This window comes from Microbulbifer thermotolerans (assembly GCF_001617625.1).
Classification (GTDB): Bacteria; Pseudomonadota; Gammaproteobacteria; order Pseudomonadales; family Cellvibrionaceae; genus Microbulbifer; species Microbulbifer thermotolerans.
The window spans coordinates 919,707-940,729 of the sequence record NZ_CP014864.1 but is presented as its reverse complement, the minus strand read 5'-3'; the positions used below and the strand labels follow the sequence as shown (position 1 = coordinate 940,729).

The window sequence follows — 21,023 nt, the reverse complement described above, 5'->3', positions numbered from 1 at the left end:
CTGATGTGTGAGATTACTTCGGTGTGCCCGAGTCGTCGAACGCTGCCCCGTTCCGGGACCGTTGATTGGCCGCGCCCTCAATTGAGCAGGCGGATGCCACCGATATCCGCCGAACGAACCAGATCATTGAGGTAGTTCGCAATCATTTGCCGTCGCAGCTTTTCCCGCAAATAGCGATCAATGTTTTTTTCTACATAGGAAAAATCCAGCGGTCTTCCCTGTTCGAGCTGTTCGACATAGATCAAGTGCCAACCGTATTTCGTCCGCACCGGGGATTGCATCAGACCGATTTCACCGGCGAAAACAGCTTCTTCAAAAGGCGCCACTGTATCGCCGGGGCCAACCTGGCCGAGACTGCCGCCAGCGTCGCGGGACGAGCAGTCCGAATGCCGGTGTGCCAATTCCGCGAAACGCAACAGCGGGTCGGGTGCTTTGCGGATATCCTCAAGCAACGACTCGGCGAATTTCCACTGCCGCTCTTGCGCCACCTTTTCCCCGGGCTTTACCAGCAGCAGAATATGGCGTACCTCCGCCAGCGGCTTTGAGGTAAACCGCTGCCGGTGCTCGGTATAATAGTCGTAGCGCTGCGCCTGGGTCGGATCGACCTGTGGCACCTCTCTTTCGAGCAATCGCTCTACCGCGGCATCAAATACTTCGCTGTGGATGTCTATATCCTTTTCACACAGCCCACATTCGAAGGCCCGCTCTCGCAACAGGTGAGCCAGTACCAATGCCCTGGCGGCAGCGTAGATTGCCTCCCGGGATGTGTCCGCAGGATGGTACTGCATCTCGGCATAGATCTGTGTCTGCGGGATCTCCCTGCCGTTCACCGTTACCGGGCCGACAAGGGGCCGATCATCTGCATCACTGGCCAGAAGTGCGCTCATGTTCGCCTCCTATACTCACAGGCCGCCGGCAGCCTTGGCGCGCACTATTTGATAGTTGCGGCGGAAGTACTGCACCGGAATACTCCACACATGCACCAAGCGGCTGAACGGAAATACCAGGAATAAGGTCAGCCCGAGAAAAACGTGCAATTTGTAGATCACATGTACCTCGCTGATTGCAGCAACTGCCCCCGGTGCATTCAGCGTGACGATCGATTGTGCCCAAGTCATCAGCTTCAGCATTTCCGCGCCGTCCATATGACCCGCGGATACAAAGATACTGAGCAGGCCCAGAATCAACTGCACATACAGCATCAGCAGAATAACGATATCCATACGCGAGGAAGTGGCACGGATACGGGGATTCGCCAAGCGTCGGTGCAGTAATATGGTCATGCCGATAAAACAGATAACACCAAAAAGTCCTCCGGCACCCATCGCCAGTGCCTGTTTGGTAGATGCCTCTACCCCCAACAAATGCCAAACCGCTTTAGGCGTCAGCAATCCAACAAAGTGCCCGGCGAGAATCGCCAGCACCCCGATATGGAACAGATAGCTGCCGAGGCGCAGCTTTTTCTTTTCCAGCAGCTGGCTGGAACCGGTGCGCCAGGTGTACTGATCCCGGTCGTAGCGGATAAGGCTGCCCAGCAGGAAAACGGTAAACGCTACAAACGGATAAATTCCGAAGAAAATGGTATTGAAATAGTTCATTGTTTACTCCCAAGCATCAACGACTTATCCGGCGCGTGATTGCCCGCATCGACCCAGGTAATTGCTTTATCATCTTTGAGCTGCGCCGCGCTGGGGCGAGAAATGCCCTGCTCGCAGGCACTGCCCTGGGCAGAGGAAAAACTGACAGCCTCTTCTTCCCAGATCTTGTCCAAAACTTCCGGGGTATCGTCCCGTGCTTCTCCAGCCACCTGCCGCGCAAGGCCATCCCGATCGACTTCAACCTCGCTTAAATCCAACAGCGCATCGACCAGTTCCGCATAAACCGACTCCCTAGCCCGCAGACGCGTGGCAAGCAAAGCGAGAATATGAGCGATCTCCTGTAGCCACTCCCGCGCCGCTTCCTCCTGTGTGGCGCAAAACTCCAGGTAGGCTGGTAGATAGTCCGGCAACTCACGTTCGGCAAGCGCCAGGCCCGCACTGTGGTAGCGCTTCATCAGGTCCACCATAGCCTGGCCGCGATCGCGGGATTCGCCGTAAACATGCTCGAAAATATGCAGGGATACCGCGCGCCCGCGTTCGAACAGGCCTTCATACTCACTCTGCCAGTCGAGCAGCTCGCGGCGCTCGTAGTATTCGATAAAGCGCAGCAACCGGTCGCGCAAGCGGGGACTCAGCGCATCGCTTTGACCAATAAAGTGGATAACCTCCGGCAGATGCGCAGCCAATGTTTCGTCCGGGTAGTCCAGCAGTCGAGATATCAATCGAAGAATTTTCATCACCTTCTCTCACTAATCAGCAACTTTCGCTGGGATGATTTCGCGAACCGTTTGTTTTTTACCCCCAAAGATATTTACGGGATAATTGCCGGTGCTACAGCCGTTACCGAAACTGAAACCACAGGCGGATTTAATGTCGTAGGCGCTTTCCGCGTAGGACTTATAGCTGGAAGGCACCACAAAGCGGTCCTCGTAATTAGCCAGCGCCATGTAGCGGTACATATCCTCCACCTGCTGTACCGTCATGCCCGCCGCTTCGAGCAATTCCCGATCCTGCACACCGTCGACATGAACCCCGCGCATATAGGCGCGCATTACAATCATGCGTTCCAACGCGCGCGCCACTGGCGCTTCATCACCGGCAGTGAGCAGGTTGGCCAAATACTTCAACGGTATCCGCAGGGTGGAGAGGTCGGGTATCTCGGCATTCATACCGACGGTTACCGTTTCCACCTCACCCGCCTGAACGGCATTTTGAATCGGGGACAGCGGCGGCACATACCAGACCATCGGCAGAGTGCGATATTCCGGGTGCAGGGGCAGCGCCACCTGCCAGTCAATGGCCATTTTGTAGACCGGCGATTGCTGTGCAGCATCGAGCCATGACTGCGGAATACCTTCCGCGCGCGCAGCCTCCTGTACTTTGGGATCGTGTGGATCGAGAAAAATATCGCACTGGGCGCGGTACAGGTCTTTCTCGTTCTCGACTGCCGCAGCTTCCGCGATGCGGTCGGCATCGTACAGCAGCACCCCCAGGTAACGAATGCGCCCGACACAGGTTTCGGAGCAGACAGTGGGCTGACCGGATTCAATGCGCGGATAACAGAAGATGCACTTTTCGGACTTGCCGCTTTTCCAGTTGTAATAGATTTTTTTATAGGGACAGCCGGAAACGCACATACGCCAGCCCCGGCATTTATCCTGATCGATCAGGACTATGCCGTCTTCCTCGCGCTTATAGATAGCGCCACTCGGACAAGACGCCACACAGGCGGGGTTGAGACAGTGCTCGCACAGGCGCGGCAGATACATCATAAAGGTGTTTTCGAATTCACCGTATATATCCGCCTGTACCTGCTCAAAGTTTTTGTCTTGTCTGCGCTTGTCGAACTCTGTACCGAGGATTTCCTCCCAGTTGGGACCCCAATCAATTTTTTCCATGCGCTGGCCACTGATCAGTGAGCGCGGCCGCGCTACCGGCTGATGTTTTTGCTGCGGCGCCTTGTGCAGATCCTGGTAATCGAAATCAAAAGGCTCGTAGTAGTCATCAATTTCCGGCATGTGCGGATTGCCGAAGATATTCGCCAGTATGCGGTGCTTGCCCCCTTGGCGCGGTTCCAGTTTTCCGTTCTTTTTGCGAATCCAGCCCCCCTTGTACTTTTCCTGGTTTTCCCAGTCCTTCGGATAGCCGATACCGGGCTTGGTCTCAACATTGTTGAACCAGGCGTACTCAACCCCTTCGCGGGACGTCCAAACATTTTTACAGGTCACCGAGCAGGTGTGGCAGCCGATACACTTATCGAGGTTCAGCACCATGCCGATCTGGGCTCTCACTTTCATTGCACAGCCTCCTCCGCGGCCGCCGCCGCTTTAACGTCTTCCCCGTCGAGCCAGTCGACCTTGTTCATCTTTCTCACAATGACAAATTCATCCCGGTTGCAGCCGACGGTTCCGTAGTAATTGAAACCGTAAGACTGCTGCGCATAGCCACCGATCATATGTGTCGGTTTCATTACGGCGCGGGTCACAGAGTTGTGGATACCGCCACGTGTGCCGGTGGTTTCCGCACCGGGTGTGTTCACAATGCGCTCCTGGGCGTGATACATCATCGCCATGCCATCGGGCACCCGCTGCGAAACCACGGCGCGGGCGGCAATAGCGCCGTTGACATTGAAGATCTCAATCCAGTCGTTGTCTTCGATACCCGCCTGTCTGGCATCCGTCTCGCTCATCCATACGATGGGACCGCCGCGGGATAAGGTCAGCATCAGCAGGTTGTCGGAATAGGTACTGTGAATACCCCACTTTTGGTGTGGCGTAATCCAGTTCAAAATAATTTCCCGGTTTCCATTCGGCTTTTTGTTCAATACCGGTGCAACGGTTTTCAAGTTGATCGGTGGCTTGTACACGCACATGTTCTCGCCGAAATCGCGCATCCATTCGTGGTCCTGGTAGAACTGCTGACGGCCGGTGATGGTGCGCCAGGGAATATACTCGTGGACATTGGTGTAACCCGCGTTGTAACTCACGTGCTCGTCTTCAAGGCCGGACCATGTGGGCGAGGAAATGATTTTGCGCGGCTGGGCGACAATATCGTTAAAGCGGATCTTTTCTTCTTCTTTCGGTTTTGCCAGGTGCGTGTGGTCGCGCCCGGTAATTTCACCCAACGCCTGCCAGGCTTTTACCGCCACCTGTCCGTTGGTCTCCGGGGCAAGGGAGAGAATCATCTCCGCGGCATCCACCGCCGTTTCGATTTTGGCGCGACCGTCGCGTTCCGATTCCTCCCGGTAGGTGCGGTTCAGTTTTTTCAGGAAATCCACTTCCGCTTCGGTATTCCAGCTAATCCCCTTACCGCCGTTGCCGATTTTCTCCAGCAGCGGTCCTACTGATGTGAAACGGTTGTAGGTGTTCGGGTAGTCGCGCTCCACCAGGATCATGCTCGGTGCGGTTACCCCCGGCACCAGATCGCACTCCCCTTTCCACCAGGCTTTAACGGCAAATGGCTGGGCAATTTCTCCCGGGGTATCGTGGTGAATCGGCAGGGTCACCAAGTCCTTTTCCACACCCAAGTGACCTTCGCAGAGATCGGAGAAGGTTTTGGCTATCCCCTTGAAAATTTCCCAGTCGCTGCGCGCTTCCCAAGCCGGGTCCACGGCTTTTGTCAGCGGGTGGATAAACGGGTGCATATCGGACGTATTCATATCGTCCTTTTCATACCAGGTGGCGGTGGGCAGAACGATGTCGGAATAAAGGCAAGTGGTGGACATGCGGAAATCCAACGTCACCAGTAGATCGACCTTGCCCTCGCGCGGCTCATCGTGCCAGGTGATGTCTTCCGGCTTTTTGCCGCCGGCTTCTCCCAGATCCTTGCCCATCAGTCCGTGCCGGGTACCGAGCAAGTGCCGCAGCATATACTCGTGTCCTTTGCCCGAAGAACCCAGCAGGTTGGAACGCCAGATAAACAGGTTGCGCGGGAAATTCTGCGGGTTGTCCGGGTCCTGGTTGGCAAACTTCAACTCGCCGCTCTGCAGCTGTTGCACGGCATAGTCTTTCGGGTCCATACCCGCGGCTGCCGCTTCCCGGGTCAACTGCAGCGGGTTGACTCCCAGCTGCGGTGCGGACGGCAACCACCCCATCCGCTCTGCGCGGCTGTTGAAGTCGATAATGGAACCACTCCACTTATCCTTGTCGGCCAACGGCGAGACCACTTCGGCCATTTCCAGTTTTTCATAGCGCCACTGGTTGGAGTGGTTGTAGAAGAAGGAGGTACCGTTCATATGGCGCGGTGGTCGCTGCCAGTCAAGCGCGAACGCCAGAGGTGTCCAGCCGGTCTGCGGGCGCAGTTTCTCCTGTCCCACATAGTGGGCCCAGCCACCGCCACTCTGGCCGATACAGCCACACATCATCAGCATATTGATCAGGCCGCGGTAACTCATATCCATGTGATACCAGTGATTCAGCGCCGCGCCGACAATAACCATAGAGCGCCCGCGGGTCTTATCGGCGGTGGTGGCGAACTCCCGCGCGACCCGGATCACCTCTCCCCGGGGCACGCCGGTCACGCGCTCTTGCCAGGCCGGGGTATAGGGTTTGTCTTCGTCGTAACCATGTGCGCAATTGGGGTCTTGCAGTCCCTGCTCCACACCGTAATTGGCTAAGGTCAGGTCATAGACACTGGCCACCAGGATGGTTTCGCCATCAGCGCCGCGGATCTTTTTCACCGGCACAAGGCGTTCGATCACATCGTCGTGGCCGGTGTTCTGGAAATAGTCATACTCGTGTGCGGTGCCGCCAAAATAAGGGAAGGCCACAGTGGCAAGGGTATCGGCGCAGTCTTTCAGGCTGAGTTGAAGTGTCACGTCGGAACCATCGGCACCGTCGCGCTGCTCGATATTCCATTTCCCTTTTTCCCCCCACCGGTAGCCGATGGAGCCATTCGGCGATACCAGGCGCTCGTCTTTGTTGAGCGCCACGGTTTTCCACGCCGGGTTATTGTCCTGCCCCAGGTTGTCCACCAGATCAGACGCGCGCAGGAAACGGCCCTGGATCAGCCGGTCACCCTTTTTCTCCAGAGTGACCAGCATCGGCATATCCGTGTATGTGCGCACATATTCGGTGAAATAGGCACTGGGCTTTTCCACGTGAAACTCTTTGAGAATCACATGGCCAAAAGCCATCGCCAGAGCCGCATCAGTGCCCTGGCGCGGTGCCAGCCAGGTATCGCCAAACTTGGAGCACTCGGAGTAATCGGAGGTGATCACACAAGTCTTGGTGCCCTTGTAGCGTACTTCACTGAGAAAATGTGCATCCGGGGTACGAGTCTGAGGGACATTGGAACCCCATACGATGAGGTAGTTTGAGTTGTACCAGTCGGCAGATTCCGGCACGTCGGTCTGCTCACCCCAGACCTGCGGAGAAGCTGGCGGCAGGTCGCAGTACCAGTCGTAAAAGCTCAGGCAGTTGCCGCCGATCAGCGACAAATAGCGGGCACCGGCGGCGTAGGACACCATGGACATGGCCGGAATTGGTGAGAAACCGGAGATGCGGTCGGGACCGTAGCGCTTCGCGGTGTAGATATTGGCGGCAGCGATCAGCTCGTTGACCTCGCTCCAGTCCGCGCGTACAAAACCGCCCATACCGCGGCAGGCTTTATATGACTTCGCTTTTTCTGGATCCTCGACAATGCTGGCCCAGGCATCCACCGGATCCGCATGCTCGAGCTTGGCCTGACGCCATAGCTTCACCAGACGCTTGCGGATTTTCGGGTACTTGAGCCGGTTGGCGGAGTACATGTACCAGGAGTAGCTGGCGCCCCTGGGGCAACCCCGTGGCTCGTGATTAGGCAAATCGGGGCGCGTGCGCGGATAATCTGTCTGTTGAGTTTCCCAGGTGACCAGCCCGTCTTTTACGTAAATTTTCCAGCTGCAGGATCCCGTGCAGTTCACCCCGTGGGTGGAGCGCACAATCTTGTCGAACTGCCAGCGGCGGCGGTAACCATCTTCCCAACTGCGGTCATCATCGGTCTTTTCGCCATGGCCGTCGGCAAAAGGCTCCCTTTGCTTTTTGAAATACTTCAGTCGGTCCAGAAAGTGGCTCATACATTACTCCGAGACATAGACGCCGGTATGTGATTAGCGGATGGAGCGGAATATAAAAGCTGCCGGGAGTGAATACACCGGGGAAAAATCGACTTCAAATTGCCGTCTACCCCTTTTGGGGTAGAACAAAATTTCTCTTTTCCGGTTAAAGTGCGACGGTGTCTGGCGCGAGGAAAAATTTTCCTCCCGCGCGCGCGCCGGGCGCGGGCAGCCGGCTTTTTGGGAGTACTACCAAGTAACCACTGCTTTACTGGCGTAAACGCGGTTACCGTGCAGGTATACAAATGTATCAAGGGTTCCCCAATGAAAATTCCATCGGGCATAATGTGTCCGCAACAGCGAGGGGCTTGCCATGGCCAAAGTATTGAAGCGCGTCCGACAGTCCATTGTCTTCCGTATCGGCGGTTTGCTTCTACTCACGGCGGTAATCGCCATCAGCTCCATGGTGGCCTCCTATGTGATCTCGGACGCCGCTCAGCACGATGCCGAAGCCATCAACCTGTCCGGTTTCGTGCGTGCGCTGAGCTACAAACTGACCGCTGCGGCACAAAGCGGTGACACCCAATCCACACGGGAAATGACGGCGGCGCTGGACAAGCAGCTGCAAAAAATTTCCACCATCTCCAGTTTTCCACTCTCAGACGCATCCACCGAGGCAGACAATTTCCGCGCCGTACAGCAAGAATGGCAACAGAAGATACGACCACTGTTGAATGACGTCGCCGCCGGAGAAAGGGCGATCGCCAGCCGGGAGTTGCTGGCCTTCACAGACGCTTTCGTCACCAAGGTGGACAGGTTGGTCCTCGACTACCAGCGTATCGCCGAGCAAAAAGTGAAATTCTTGCGATTGGTGCAACTGGCTTCTCTGTTCGCCACCATCACCCTGGTTTACTTCTCGGTGTTTACCCTGTCGCGCTCCGTGGAGCAGCCTCTCAGGGAACTCATCTCCAGCTGCCGAGAAATCGCACGCGGCAACTTCCGCCCGCGCTTGACCCTGCACAGTGAAGACGAACTCGGTCTCCTCACGCAGACGATCCGGCGTATGAGTGAAGTGATCGACCAAACGCACCGTCAACTGGAAGAGCGGGTAAAGGAAAAAACCAAGCAGCTGCGCAAAAGCCACGAGGTGCTCGATTTTCAGTACCGCTTGGCGCGACGCATTAGCGAAGGAACGCTCGTAGGCGCCGAGCTGAAACCGTGGCTGAAGGAATTCAGCGAACTGACCGGACTCAACGACCTGGACCTGTGCCTGATGACGCCCCGGGGAGAAACGCCCTATGAACATTTAATCCACGGCCGGGGAAACCAGAGTTGCACCGAGCGCGACTGTTATAATTGCTCGCACGCCTGTGGTCCCTCGGAGCGTGCGAATCAGCGCCTTTACCGATTCCCCCTGGAGGCGGACAAGCGCAACTACGGAGTCCTCGTTTGCAGCCTGCCGCGCAACCAGCTGCTACACCGCGAGCAGCAACTGCGCCTCAGCGCCTTCGCCGATGCGATCACCACCGCCATTACACTCAAAGAGCGCGGCCAGCAGGAACGCCGCGTGGCACTGATGAACGAGCGCGCCATTATCGCCCGCGAGTTGCACGACTCCCTGGCGCAGTCGCTGTCCTATCTGAAAATTCAGGTCGCGCGCCTCAATCGCTGTACTCGGGGGGAAAACATTGATCGCGCACAAATCAGCGAAATTTCAGAAGAATTGAAACAGGGGCTGGACGCCTCCTATCGCCAACTGCGAGAACTGCTCACCACCTTTCGCCTGCAGGTATCGGAAGGTGGACTGCACAATATCCTCTGCCGCTCCGTGGAACAATACCGCGAACAGCACCCGGAAATCGCCATCGAACTCCACTACGAACTGGAAGAAATTCCCCTTACTCCCAACGAAGAAATTCACCTGCTGCAACTGGTGCGCGAGGCATCGCAAAATGCCGTTTACCACTCCTGGGGCGACCGCGTTTCCATCAGTCTGTTGCCGGGAGAGGGACAGCGAGTTTTCGCCAGCGTCCGGGACAATGGTAAAGGTATCAGCGATGCACCGGAGAAGCGGAATCATTTCGGTATGTCCATTATGCAGGAACGCGCCAGTAACCTCGGCGGCGAACTCATTATCCGCCGCCGCGAAACCGGGGGTACAGAGGTCAGCTTTTCATTTATCCCCGAATACGCACGCGCGCAGCAGACACAAGAAAACAACCAGACTCAAGCAGATTTGCACTTACTTTTCGCTTCCCGGACAAATCGGTGAGATTGTTGCACCTCTGATCTTGGAAAAGGATGTTTTGGGAAAGCGGCCATTAAACGTGGAGGGTATAACAGTTTTAAAGAATCGATGACGGAGCTACAGGGGCGCACCCGCGCGTTTTCGAAATGACACCCCATTGCCCGAGCATCCCGAAACCCGCTACACGGCTCATACGAATTTATAGGGGTTCCTAAAAGCAATCAGAGCCCCATCAAAACCGTTGGAAATGCCTTGAAACCCGATACCGTCACCGCAATGCGCGGGCTGATCACTGAAGTCCGCAATACAATGCCATTCAACCTGCCCGCCGCCGCACTCTGCGCCGGCCCCTGTCGCGGATGCCCGAAAAAACTGCTCGAATACCTGGACCAGGAACTGGAAGACTGGGAGCAACGCCTCGACAATGGTGAAAAACCCTCCCTGGGCGATGTTTCCAAATTCGCAAAAACCTGCCGCCGTATTCACCAGGCGCTGGCGGCCAACCAACTGGTGGAGCCCCTTTGAAGCGCAGCCGGGTTTCTCTGTGACTGAATCGCGCGTATCAGAGATGGAAATTTTCAGCGGCCTTTTGCGCAGCAAGCGGCCGCCCGTATCTGATCAGTCGATATAGCGCATCAACATGCTATAGCCGACATGCTCGGCAGGCAGTTCCAGCGGCAGGCGCATGCGCACCACGTGGCCGGATCCCGGCGCCACATCCAGAGATTCACCGCGCTCGGACTCCAGCACTTCGAGGCGGAAGCTCTGGTTGCCGCCGGGAGTAACCAGCTCCAGCTGATCGCCGCGCTCGAAGCGGTTTTTTACTTCGACGGTCATCCAGCCATCTTCCAGGGCCAGTGCCTCGCCGACAAACTGTCGGCTGGCGTTGCTGGATACGCCCTTTTCGTAATTCTGGAATTCGCTGGGCACGTGGCGGCGATAAAACCCCTCGGTGTAACCGCGGTTGGCCAGATGTTCGAGACTGGCCATGAGTTCGAAATCGAACTCGCGGCCAGCCAGTGCGTCGTCGATCGCGCGGCGATAGACTTGGGCAGTACGCGCAACGTAATAGTGGGACTTAGTGCGGCCTTCGATCTTCAAGGAATGGATTCCCATCTGCACCAGGCGCTGCACATGCTGCACCGCGCGCAAATCCTTGGAATTCATGATGTAGGTGCCGTGCTCGTCCTCGTACACGGGAATCAGTTCACCGGGACGGTTTTTTTCCTGCAACAACATGGGCTCGGGGTGCCCGCTGGACGGGTCCACCTCCACTGCGGCAATCAGGTCGCCGGTCTCCGTTTCCCGCGCCGGATGGGCATTGTATTCCCAGCGGCAGGCGTTGGTGCAGGCCCCCTGGTTGGAATCCCGGTGGTTGATATAGCCGGACAGCAGACAGCGCCCGGAGTAGGCCATACAGAGCGCGCCATGGACGAAGACTTCCAGCTCCATCTCTGGACAGCGCATGCGGATTTCTTCAATTTCGTCTAGGGACAGTTCCCGCGAAAGGATGACCCGCTCCAGCCCCTGTTGCTGCCAGAACTTCACCGTGGCCCAGTTGACTGCGTTGGCCTGCACCGAGAGGTGTACCGGCATGTCCGGCCAGTGTTCGCGTACCAGCATAATCAACCCTGGATCGGACATGATCAGTGCATCCGGTCCCATTTCAATCACCGGCTCCATGTCGCGGAGGTAACTGCGCAACTTGTCGTTGTGCGGAGCCACGTTACTGGCCACATAAATCTTCTTGCCCTGGCTGTGGGCTTCTTCGACTGCCGCCGCCAGATTCTCCATCCGGTTGAATTCGTTATTCCGCACCCGCAGGCTATAGCGCGGCTGGCCCACGTAGACCGCATCAGCGCCGTAGGCAAAGGCAAAACGCATGCTTTTCAAAGTCCCGGCCGGGGAAAGGAGTTCAGTCATGGCTTACTTCCGCGTGGGAGGGGGGAGTTGATCCCGCCTCGTTATTGCTTCTTGCGATGTTATCCACACAGCCGCACGGCTGCGGGCTGCAATTGTACCCCAACTTTCTGAGATCACACGGGCCAACGCAGTCAAAGTACGCACAAGCCCCCCGCTCCGGTAGGCTGCGGGCGGCACGGCGATGAATAATCAGGGATTCCCCGACAGTCCCAGTGCGACAGACATATTTTCCACGCACAAAAAAGGGGAGTACCGACTCCCCTAAGCCGCAACACACAGCGGAAATTGTTATGGATTATAGAACTCGCCGTCCTTGCGCAAATAGAACCAGTAGTTGATCAACAGGCACACCGCATAAAACAGGGCAAAGCCGGCCAGCGCGTACTCCGGGGTTGTCGCCTTGATCTGCTCGCCGAACACCTGAGGGATATAAAAGGCTCCATAGGCCGCAACCGCCGAAGTCCAACCCAATACCGGGCCCGCCTGCTCTTTTGGGAATACCATGGCGATGGTGCGAAAAGTGGAGCCGTTGCCGATGCCTGTGGCCGCAAACAGGGTCAGAAAGAGCAGGAAGAAAGGCAGAAAATATTCTTCAGGTGTGGCGGAGGCGTAAGCCGCTTTCATGTAATAGGCGACACCCAGCGCACTGGCAACCATAATCAGGGCACAGATTTGTGTCACCAGAGCGCCGCCGACGCGGTCCGCAATCCAACCGCCCACGGGGCGAATCAGCGCACCGATAAACGGGCCCATCCAGGCGTACATCAATGAGCTGGGACCGCTGGGATTAATAGTATCGTGCGTCATCACGCCATCGACCATCACGTGGCTGTATCCGAAGATCACTTTGATGGCCAGGGGAAACGCGGCGGAAAAGCCGATAAAGCTGCCAAAGGTCATGGTGTAGATCACACTCATCACCCAGGTATGCTTATTATTGAAAATACGGTACTGGCGATTGAGACTGCTGCGGATATCACCGGGCAGCATTTTCAGGCCGTAAACGGTACCGAAAATCACCATCAGTAAGACAATTTCCTTGGGCAGCTGCCAGCCCGCTCCATTGGCACTTTCCGGCAAAATCAGCCACAGGCCGATCAGGGCGGTGCCCAGGCCAATGCCCAACATCAAGGTGATTTTGGCAAAGCTGGCTAGGGGACTGCCGATATCGGGGGAGACTTCATCGGTGCGGATATTGTCCATACCAAACCAGGTTGCCACCACGAGGGGGATCAGCAACAACAGCCAGACAAAACCCGCATTTTGAATCCAGGATTCAGAACCCGCCGGCACCTTACCGATCAGAGACCCGGATGCACTCACCAGAACCATTGGATCGCCACCCATAGCACCAAATGCGCCGAAGGTCATAAACAACGGCACGATGATCTGCATGGTGGTCACGCCGAAATTGCCCAGGCCGGCATTCAGTCCCAGTGCCAGGCCCTGCTTTTCCCGGGGAAAGAAAAAACTGATATTGGACATAGAAGAGGCAAAGTTTCCGCCACCGAATCCGCTGAGCAATGCCAGCAGCTGAAACACCCACAGCGGCGTGTCCCTGTCCTGCAGGGCTATGCCCGTACCCAGGGCGGGGATAATTAACAGCGCGGTGGTGAACACAATGGTATTGCGCCCGCCGCACAGGCGGATAAAGAAACTGCTGGGAATCCGCAGCGTGGCACCCGTCAATCCGGCGATGGCCATCAGCGTAAAGAGTTCGGATTTGGCAATTGGGAATCCCAGGTTGAGCATCTGTACGGTAATGATTCCCCAGTAGAGCCACACGGCAAATCCGGACAGCAGGCTGAGGATGGAAATCCACAGGTTGCGGGTCGCTATTTTTTTACCCCTGGATTGCCAAAACTGGCTGTTTTCCGGGGTCCATTCATAAATGTCAGACACAGTCTCGGCTCCTGATCGGTTAGCTATTCTCGACTGCGACTATGGACAGTGGCGGACGGCCGCTCAATTACCATCAATAAGTACCCCTTTTTCATCCTATACCTCCTAAGGGGTAGTCGGCGTTTGCACCCATTTTCCTGTGCTAGCATGTCCGCCAGACACGCCCGTAAACCCATTGAACGCAGGAGTACTCATGTCCAACCCGGCAAGAGTGATGATGGTCGATGATCACCCTCTGTTCCGCAAAGGACTGATGCAACTCTTCAGCCTGGAACCGCGCCTGGAACTGGTGGCGGAAGCCAGCAGTGGAGCGGAAGCGGTGAAGCTGGCCGACGAGTGTGACCCAGACCTGATTCTGCTCGACCTGAATATGCGCGGCATGGACGGGTTGGATACGCTGCGGACCATGCGCGCGGCCGGCGTGTCCGCGCGCATCGTGATGCTGACCGTGTCCGACAACAACGCGGATGTCGTTGCCTGTATCCGCGCCGGCGCCGACGGCTATTTACTGAAAGATATGGACCCGGAAGACATTCTCGAACAGGTGCTGGCGGCCACCCACGGCAAAATGGCCATCAGCCAGCGCCTGACCGAAATTCTCGCCTCCGCATTGCGCAAGCCCGACCAGTCCGGTGCCGATACACTCTCCACCCTGACAAGCCGCGAGTACCAGATTCTGCAATTGATCGCAGACGGCCTGAGCAACAAACTCATCGCCCGCGAACTGGATATCAGCGATGCCACTGTCAAAGTGCACGTGAAACACCTGCTGAAAAAACTTGGGATGCGCTCGCGGGTGGAAGCCGCGGTGTGGATGGTCAATCAGAAGCGGGCCGAATCCCGCTGATGCCGATAAATGCCGGGCCGCGCTCGCGGCCCCGCGGGCGACGCCTCGAAAATCACACGCCTTACCCCTGCAGGAATCCCCATGACTGACTGCTGTACTCAACCCGGCCTGATTCCTATCGAAACAGCCAGGGCGACCTTGTTGCGAGATATGATCCCGGTGGAGGACACTGAGACGATTCCCCTGGCGCAGGCCTGCGGACGAGTACTGGCCGCGCCTCAAATTGCCGGTATCAACCTCCCGCCCTGCGACAATTCGGCGATGGACGGCTACGCGCTGCGGTTTGCAGATCTCGAGGACGGCAAACCGCTCCGCTTGGCCGGCAGCGCCTTCGCCGGCCGCCCCTTCAGCGGCGAGGTCGCGCCCGGGACCTGTGTGCGCATCATGACCGGTGCCGCCCTGCCCGCTGGCGCCGATACCGTGGTGATGCAGGAACAGGTTGAGCGACAGGGAAAATCCGTCTTTGTGCACGGAACCTTGCGCCGGGGTGAGCATATCCGCCGGCGCGGAGAAGATGTGGCCGAGGGGGACGCGCTGCTGGATGCCGGCACGCGGCTATCGGTGGCCCGCATCGCCCTGCTCGCTGCCGTCGGTATCGGTGTGGTGACGGTGCACCGACGCCCGGTGATCGCCCTATTTTCCACCGGGGATGAACTGCGCCCGCCGGGGGCCACACTCGGCAACGGCGAGATCTACGACTGCAACCGCACCGCACTGCTGGCCGCGCTGACGCAGCTGGGCGTCGATACGCTCGATCTGGGCATACTGCCCGACGACAAGGCAATTATCCGGGAAAAACTGGCCCGCGCCGCCCGCGATGCCGATGCCATTATTACCTCTGGCGGGGTCTCGGTAGGCGATGCCGATTACACCCGGGAAGTACTCGAGGAAATGGGGCGGGTCAATTTCTGGAAAGTCGCCATGAAGCCGGGTAAACCCTTCGCCTATGGCCACCTGCAGGGGACGCCCTTTTTTGGCCTGCCCGGCAACCCGGTGTCCGCGCTGATCACCTTCCAGCAGCTGGTGGTGCCCGCCTTGACCGCGATGCAGGGCGGCACCTGGTGTCCACCGGTACCGCTGCGGGCAAAACTGGGGAAAGCGCTGAAAAAGAAACCGGGGCGCACCGACTTCCAGCGGGGAATTTATCGCCGGGACCCGGCGGGCGGCCTGAGCGTCGAGCCGGCTGGCAATCAGGGCAGCCACATTCTCTCCGGCCTCGCGGAGGCCAACTGTCTGATCATTCTGCCGCGCGACAGCGGCAATGCCGACAGCGGCGATAGCGTTGCGATAGAACCACTCGGGGTGCCGCTGGCTCCCTGAGTGGGCCCCGCTCCGGAACCGGTTGCGGCGACCAAAGCGGGGCGAATTACTCGGCGTTTTTACAGCTTGCCGATCATATTCAGGAAGACGCCCTGACTGTCGTAATCCAACTGGGTCAGATCATCGGAAAAGTCGGTGAAGTTGTACCCCACCCCTACTTTCAAGTGGTCGCCCATATGCCGGTAAAGGCCGACCAGGGCACCACTTCTGCGGTCCTGGGCATCCGGTAGGTCAAGCATGCGCCCTTCGATCAACAGGTCCCAGCGATTGACGAAGTGCCAGTCGGCGCGCAGCACGTACAGGCTGGCGCGGCTGTCGAAGAACTCCGGGTCCACGCGGTCGAAACTCAGCTGGCCGAGACGGTAGGCGTACTTGGCACCGAGCGTCCAGCGACGGCTGATATCGTAGCTGGTGTCGACGGAAAAAATATGACTCTTCTGAATAAATTCCGTCGCACTGTTTTGCACCAGCACCTGGTCCTGGGTTGGCACATTGTAGAAGTAGGTGTACTTCAGCAACGTATTCCAGCGGTCGTTATTCACCGGGCGGTAGGCGTAACCCATTACCGCCTCAGTGAATTTACCGTCGTAAAATTCGCCTTGGGAGCTTTTGCTGTCGGAATAATTCAGCTTGCCCACCAGGCGCCAATCCGGATTGATCTGGTAACTGAAGGTGTTTTTCAGCAGCCAAGTGTCGCGCTCGGATTCGGTGACAGTGTCTGCGTCCACCGGTGTCTCCATCGCATCAGTGCGATATTCAACCGCTGAGGCAAAGCGAACATCTCCGCTGCTGAAATTCGTATTCACCCCCAGCGCGCGGCGGTCCGTCCGTGCGCCGGTGCGCGGATCTTCCAATGTGCCCGCTTCGACGGAGGTGCCATAGCTCCAGCGGTCATTGGGAGCAAGGTCCATCCCCAAGGCGTGTGTCAGGCCGGTGGAAACATCGCCGTGACTGTATTGCTCCTCGCCGTAAATACTCAGACTGTCGGAATAGCGGCTGCGGAAGCCCGTACTCATATTGCCCTTGCGCGCGCGCACGCCGGTGTCGGTGCGCTCGTTGTCGAGGGTGTAATTCAGGTAGAGGCTGGTCCTGTCGGTAATCAGGTAGTCAGAACCCAGGCGCGCGGCGGTACCGGTATCGCCGCCGGACAATTCACTGTCCAGCATCAGGCGCTCATTGACACGGTAAGCGCCACCAAAGCCGATGCGGTTGTTTTCCTCCCGGGTACCGGTCACTTCCATGGTGTTCTGGACGAAGCCGAAAGCACTCCAGTTTTCCCCGGAGTCGTAGCTGGCCTCCAGGGCCATGTCGGTCCTGTCACCCTGTGTTTGCGTGGCCGGCACCACCGGTGAGAAATCCTCGCGGCTGTCGCTGCGGGCTCCGGCTTCGAGACGCCAGCGGTCGCTGAGACGCAGTCCCACCATCACATCCACCGCACTCGTATGTAAGCCGAACTCCTGCTCGCTGTTATCGGCTTTCACACCGAAATCGAAGCGATCGCCGACAGGCACATTGAGGCTGGCGCCGTACTGGGTGGTGTCATAGTTGACCAATTGTCCCGGGGCGGAAAAACCGGCCTCCCGCTCCTGGTGATAGAAGGTGCCCGAGCCACGCACACCCTCGAAGAAATCGCTGAGCTGCAGGCGGCCTTCAAACTTGGACGCGCCCGCCTTTGCCTCCGGGTCCAGCAACTCCTGTTGATCAAAGCTGTAACCGCCGTCGTAAGAATTGACGATATCCTGGTCGCCGCCCTGGCTGTCCGCCACTTCGATCTTCAACCAACTGCCCGCGCTTTTGCGCAGGGTCAGGTCCACGCCCTGCAGGGATGTCTCGTAGCCCTCTTCTTCCTGTTGGGAGGCGCTGAAACCGAGTTTTACATGGTCGCCGAACCAGTAGTGAGCGCGGCCGCCGACAGCGAGGGTATCCAGCTCTTCAAAGCCCGGCGTGTACTCGTAGCGGGCCACCAAATACTGCGGGTTGCCGTTGTAGGCGCCGTCCTGAATCAACAGGTTGTCATTGGCCAGCGCCGACAGGGGTTTATTCAGTAATACCCGGCCCTGGATATAGTCGATGTCGTAATCGACTACCGCGGTCAGGTTTTTAACCCCCAGAACCAGGCCGGAGTCCTTGTCCCGCACCTCGATCCGCAACCGCTCGGAGCCGCTCAGAATATCCTGGTGGCGCAGGAAATAGAGGGAACCGCCGGTGCCGCGAAACTCTTCGCGGGCGGCGATAGTTCCCGGCTCGGCGGCAAAGGCATCCAACTGAAAACGCCGCTCGCCAAAGCTGGTCATACCGTCGCTCTCGTAGTGGCCGCTGGCACCGTAGAGGGCACGATCGATATGAGCCAGTTCGTTGTCGGTGTACGCCGCTTTGAAATTGCCCCACAGGCCGTAGTCGTCGTACTTGGACAGTTTCACATAGAACTTGCCGGAAGTGGGCGCGTCTTCGACCACGGTGGAATCATCGCCGAAGGTGGGGTAGTAGAGATCGCTGTCCAGGCGGCGGAAGAGCGCGTCCGGAGATTTTTCCAGGAAATTACTAAACAGCTCGTCCACCGGCCCCTCTTCGGTGTCCGCGCTGGCGGACAGGCGCCAGCCGTCACCGAAGCCGCCGCTGGTGTAGAACGCCAGGCGCCCGTCGTAGCTGACGGAGTTGTCGTAGTGGGTCTCGTCGCCGGTAACCAGCTTGGCGGGGCCATTGGTTTTGTCGTAGCCGATGGTCAGATCGGCGATACCAACGGTAAACCAGTCACTGTCGGTAAACTGCAAGTCGCGCAGAAACAGTTCGCCGTTACCCTCGGAATCCAACACTGCCACTTCCACCGTGTGGGTGCCGCGATCGAAAATCTGCTCGGCGACAAACCGGCCCTGTTCGTCGACCGGCACTGGATTGCCCCCCAGCCACACTGTGTGGCCTGAGGGGATACCGGCGCCGTTGACGAGTACTGTGTTGCCATCCAGGGGAATACTGCGCCGCGCCAGGCGATTTTCCCCATAACCCACCAACAGCTCCTGTTGCGGATCGGCGTCTTGCCACACTTCGTCCAGGCTGTCGACTATCCACAGCATCTGCGGTTTTGTTTCGTCGTAGCGCCCCTTGTCGTCATATACCCGCAGCAGGTACTGGATTTTTTTCAGCGGTCCGCGAAAAGATTCGAAGGCCGCCTCCCATTTGCCCTCGCCGTTTCCATCCAGTTCTACCACCGCCAGCGGCACATCCCGCGGCGACTGTTGCTCCTCAAACAGGCGCACTTCGGCGCGCTCGATAAATGCCGGATAGTTGCTGTAACTCTTAAAGCGCACAAGGCTGTCGGCAATTTCCGTGTCCGGGTCATCGGCGTAGCGGATACTGCTGGGCCAGGCGGTTACATTCAGCCGCGGCTGCATTTTTTTGTTATCGAAACGGAAGCGGATATTGGCGTTTTCCAGAGCCACGTCCGTACAGCGCTGCAGGTCGGCGGAATTTTTGTAGGGATCGTACTCCGGGGCGCCGTCCACGGTGATCCGCATCAGATTCAAGGCGTAGGGGTTGTGGGTTTTGGCCTCGCGCTCAATGCGCTCTATTTCCACCAGGTCCTTGTCCGCCAAAACCGCCAGCTCGTCATACAGCACCTGCACTTCCACGCGCGCGCCGTCGGGTGCGATAAAACCTGTGGCGACCACATCATCGGACTGCACATAGCCGCGCCCTTCGAACTCGACCTGTTCGTCGCTGAGGTTCAGTTGCCGCTGGACCTGTTCCATAGCACGGCGCGCACGGGCGGCGGAGAGTCCCACATCGTCACCGTAAACCATCGCTTCGCGGCGCTCCATGCGCTCATTGTCGCTGTAGCCGATAAAACTCAGGCGCACATTAGTCTTACCTGCCACCTCTTCCATGGCACTTTGCATACGGGCAAGCTGTGCTGAGGTGACAACCGGATCCCCATTTTGGAAGCGGATGGGTTCAATGGCACCATTGGGGGATTCGTGTGCAATGGTGATGGTTTCGGCTGCGGCTGCCTCGGGGCAAGCCTGCACATCGTCGAGCGGCGTTTCCAGCGGGTCGTCGTACCAGAATTCCACTTCCACACGGCGGTTCAGTGCCCGGCCTTTGGGGGTATCGTTGGCGGCAATCGGCTGCGTATCGCCCTTGCCGCTGCTGGTTACCATGTCATCCGGCAGGTTCAATTCGTCGCGCACCGCCAGTGCAACCCGGCGCGCCTCGGCACGGGACAGGGCCATATGATCGCTGTACAACTTGGCTGGCCCTTCCGGCAATGGCAGAGAATCCGTGTGGCCGACAAAGTGAATCACCAGATTATTTTTATCCGCCAGGTTGACCATTACCTCGCGGATACGGCGCACGAAAGCTTCGGGTAAATCTACCTGCCCCGGCTCCAGTCGCAGCGGTGTCACCAGGTTTTTCAGCCGCGCGCGCTGCACGCTGCCGGCGGTGTAGTGCAACCGGCAGACGGTTTCCTGGCGGCATACTTTGACGCGGTTTAACGCCAGTGCCTGGGCGCGGATATGCTCGGCCATGGCAACTTCATCCAGGGCGTCATAGCGGGCCTGCACCTGCACGCGGCGATTCAGTTCGCGCCCGGCACTGGTAATGTTGTCCGCAATTGGCTCTTCGTCGCCCCGACCTTCAAAGGCGATCATCTCTTCCGGCAGCGCCAGCGCCTCCTGGAAAAATTTCGCCACCCGCTCGGCGCGGGCGCGGGTAAATTCCCGCTTGTCTTCAAAGTCCGCCACCTGCTTCGGACTCATCGGGCCGCTGTCTGTGTGCCCGATAAAGAGCAGTTTCAGATTGGGCTTGTCTTCGAGCTCCTGCAGTTTTTCCTTCAGCGCCTCGACAGAATCCCTGGGGATTTCGTCGTCCAGCTCGCGGAATGTGAACGGCTCGATCAGGTTTTCTTCCACAACGGGTTCCGGCGGCTCGGCAAACAGTGTCGCATCCTGGAGCCACTGACGACGCGGCTGGCCGAGCAGCATGGACTCGGTATTGCCACCGATCGCTTTTTCCTCGTATGCGCTTTCCGCCTCCTCTATCTGTGGTGACAAACCGGGAATTTTTTTCCACACCTGCCACCAGGAAGCGGGCGCTTCCACAATTTCTCCGTCTTCCTGCGCGCACACGGGAAGCGCGAACAGTAAAGCGAGAATC

12 protein-coding genes are annotated in these 21,023 nt (G+C 57.9%); 4 read left to right on the top strand and 8 right to left on the bottom strand.

Going from position 1 to position 21,023, the window contains the following annotated elements; genetic code table 11:
• Positions 1 to 77 precede the first annotated feature (77 nt).
• From A3224_RS03940 to A3224_RS03920, 5 genes are read right to left on the bottom strand one after another with little or no spacing between them, the layout of a single operon-like run.
• On the bottom strand, positions 78 to 887 hold the full coding sequence (locus tag A3224_RS03940; protein ID WP_067151785.1) for a peptidylprolyl isomerase: 810 nt from the start codon (positions 885 to 887) through the stop codon (positions 78 to 80).
• A gap of 15 nt (positions 888 to 902) precedes the next feature.
• A complete protein-coding gene (narI, locus tag A3224_RS03935) occupies positions 903 to 1,598 on the bottom strand; it encodes a respiratory nitrate reductase subunit gamma (RefSeq protein ID WP_067151782.1) in 696 nt (231 codons plus the stop codon).
• The gene (gene narJ / locus A3224_RS03930; protein ID WP_067151779.1) at positions 1,595 to 2,335 is read right to left on the bottom strand and encodes a nitrate reductase molybdenum cofactor assembly chaperone; all 741 of its coding nucleotides are present in this window, start codon (positions 2,333 to 2,335) and stop codon (positions 1,595 to 1,597) included. The genes narI and narJ overlap by 4 nt, the downstream gene beginning before the upstream one ends.
• 12 nt (positions 2,336 to 2,347) lie before the next feature.
• Positions 2,348 to 3,895, bottom strand: coding sequence for a nitrate reductase subunit beta (narH, locus tag A3224_RS03925; RefSeq protein WP_067151776.1), 1,548 nt, complete (start codon positions 3,893 to 3,895; stop codon positions 2,348 to 2,350).
• Complete coding sequence (locus A3224_RS03920; protein WP_067151773.1) at positions 3,892 to 7,653, bottom strand: nitrate reductase subunit alpha; 3,762 nt, start codon at positions 7,651 to 7,653, stop codon at positions 3,892 to 3,894. The genes narH and A3224_RS03920 overlap by 4 nt, the downstream gene beginning before the upstream one ends.
• Positions 7,654 to 8,005: 352 nt before the next feature.
• Between A3224_RS03920 and A3224_RS03915 the strand changes: the two genes are divergently transcribed.
• Together A3224_RS03915 and A3224_RS03910 are read left to right on the top strand one after the other, a co-directional pair.
• Complete coding sequence (locus A3224_RS03915) at positions 8,006 to 9,904, top strand: histidine kinase (RefSeq protein WP_067151770.1); 1,899 nt, start codon at positions 8,006 to 8,008, stop codon at positions 9,902 to 9,904.
• Positions 9,905 to 10,132: 228 nt separating this feature from the next.
• Complete coding sequence (locus tag A3224_RS03910; protein ID WP_067151767.1) at positions 10,133 to 10,405, top strand: hypothetical protein; 273 nt, start codon at positions 10,133 to 10,135, stop codon at positions 10,403 to 10,405.
• 93 nt (positions 10,406 to 10,498) lie between these two features.
• Here A3224_RS03910 and trhP read toward each other — a convergent pair whose 3' ends face one another.
• Both trhP and A3224_RS03900 read right to left on the bottom strand, forming a co-directional pair.
• The gene (trhP, locus tag A3224_RS03905) at positions 10,499 to 11,803 is read right to left on the bottom strand and encodes a prephenate-dependent tRNA uridine(34) hydroxylase TrhP (RefSeq protein ID WP_067151764.1); all 1,305 of its coding nucleotides are present in this window, start codon (positions 11,801 to 11,803) and stop codon (positions 10,499 to 10,501) included.
• A 288-nt stretch (positions 11,804 to 12,091) separates the two neighbouring features.
• Positions 12,092 to 13,705 (bottom strand): MFS transporter, encoded by a 1,614-nt coding sequence (locus tag A3224_RS03900; RefSeq protein ID WP_067151761.1) that lies wholly within the window; start codon positions 13,703 to 13,705, stop codon positions 12,092 to 12,094.
• Positions 13,706 to 13,898: 193 nt separating this feature from the next.
• On the opposite strand from A3224_RS03900, the gene narL reads away from it, so the two are divergent.
• Positions 13,899 to 14,552 (top strand): two-component system response regulator NarL, encoded by a 654-nt coding sequence (gene narL, locus A3224_RS03895; protein WP_067151758.1) that lies wholly within the window; start codon positions 13,899 to 13,901, stop codon positions 14,550 to 14,552.
• Positions 14,553 to 14,633: 81 nt separating this feature from the next.
• Positions 14,634 to 15,872: a molybdopterin molybdotransferase MoeA gene (gene moeA / locus A3224_RS03890; RefSeq protein WP_067151755.1), complete on the top strand. Its 1,239-nt coding sequence runs from the start codon at positions 14,634 to 14,636 to the stop codon at positions 15,870 to 15,872.
• Between the two features lie 59 nt (positions 15,873 to 15,931).
• Here moeA and A3224_RS03885 read toward each other — a convergent pair whose 3' ends face one another.
• Positions 15,932 to 20,968 carry an OmpA family protein gene (locus tag A3224_RS03885; protein WP_231902453.1) on the bottom strand — a complete coding sequence of 1,679 codons (5,037 nt, stop codon included), beginning with the start codon at positions 20,966 to 20,968 and terminating at the stop codon, positions 15,932 to 15,934.
• Positions 20,969 to 21,023 lie beyond the last annotated feature (55 nt).

What these genes read in the sequence shown, in the direction of transcription:
- A3224_RS03940 (WP_067151785.1), bottom strand. Translation starts at nt 887, where the DNA reads ATGAGCGCACTTCTGGCCAGTGATGCAGATGATCGGCCCCTTGTCGGC.
- narI (WP_067151782.1), bottom strand. Translation starts at nt 1,598, where the DNA reads ATGAACTATTTCAATACCATTTTCTTCGGAATTTATCCGTTTGTAGCG.
- narJ (WP_067151779.1), bottom strand. Translation starts at nt 2,335, where the DNA reads ATGAAAATTCTTCGATTGATATCTCGACTGCTGGACTACCCGGACGAA.
- narH (WP_067151776.1), bottom strand. Translation starts at nt 3,895, where the DNA reads ATGAAAGTGAGAGCCCAGATCGGCATGGTGCTGAACCTCGATAAGTGT.
- A3224_RS03920 (WP_067151773.1), bottom strand. Translation starts at nt 7,653, where the DNA reads ATGAGCCACTTTCTGGACCGACTGAAGTATTTCAAAAAGCAAAGGGAG.
- A3224_RS03915 (WP_067151770.1), top strand. Translation starts at nt 8,006, where the DNA reads ATGGCCAAAGTATTGAAGCGCGTCCGACAGTCCATTGTCTTCCGTATC.
- trhP (WP_067151764.1), bottom strand. Translation starts at nt 11,803, where the DNA reads ATGACTGAACTCCTTTCCCCGGCCGGGACTTTGAAAAGCATGCGTTTT.
- narL (WP_067151758.1), top strand. Translation starts at nt 13,899, where the DNA reads ATGTCCAACCCGGCAAGAGTGATGATGGTCGATGATCACCCTCTGTTC.
- moeA (WP_067151755.1), top strand. Translation starts at nt 14,634, where the DNA reads ATGACTGACTGCTGTACTCAACCCGGCCTGATTCCTATCGAAACAGCC.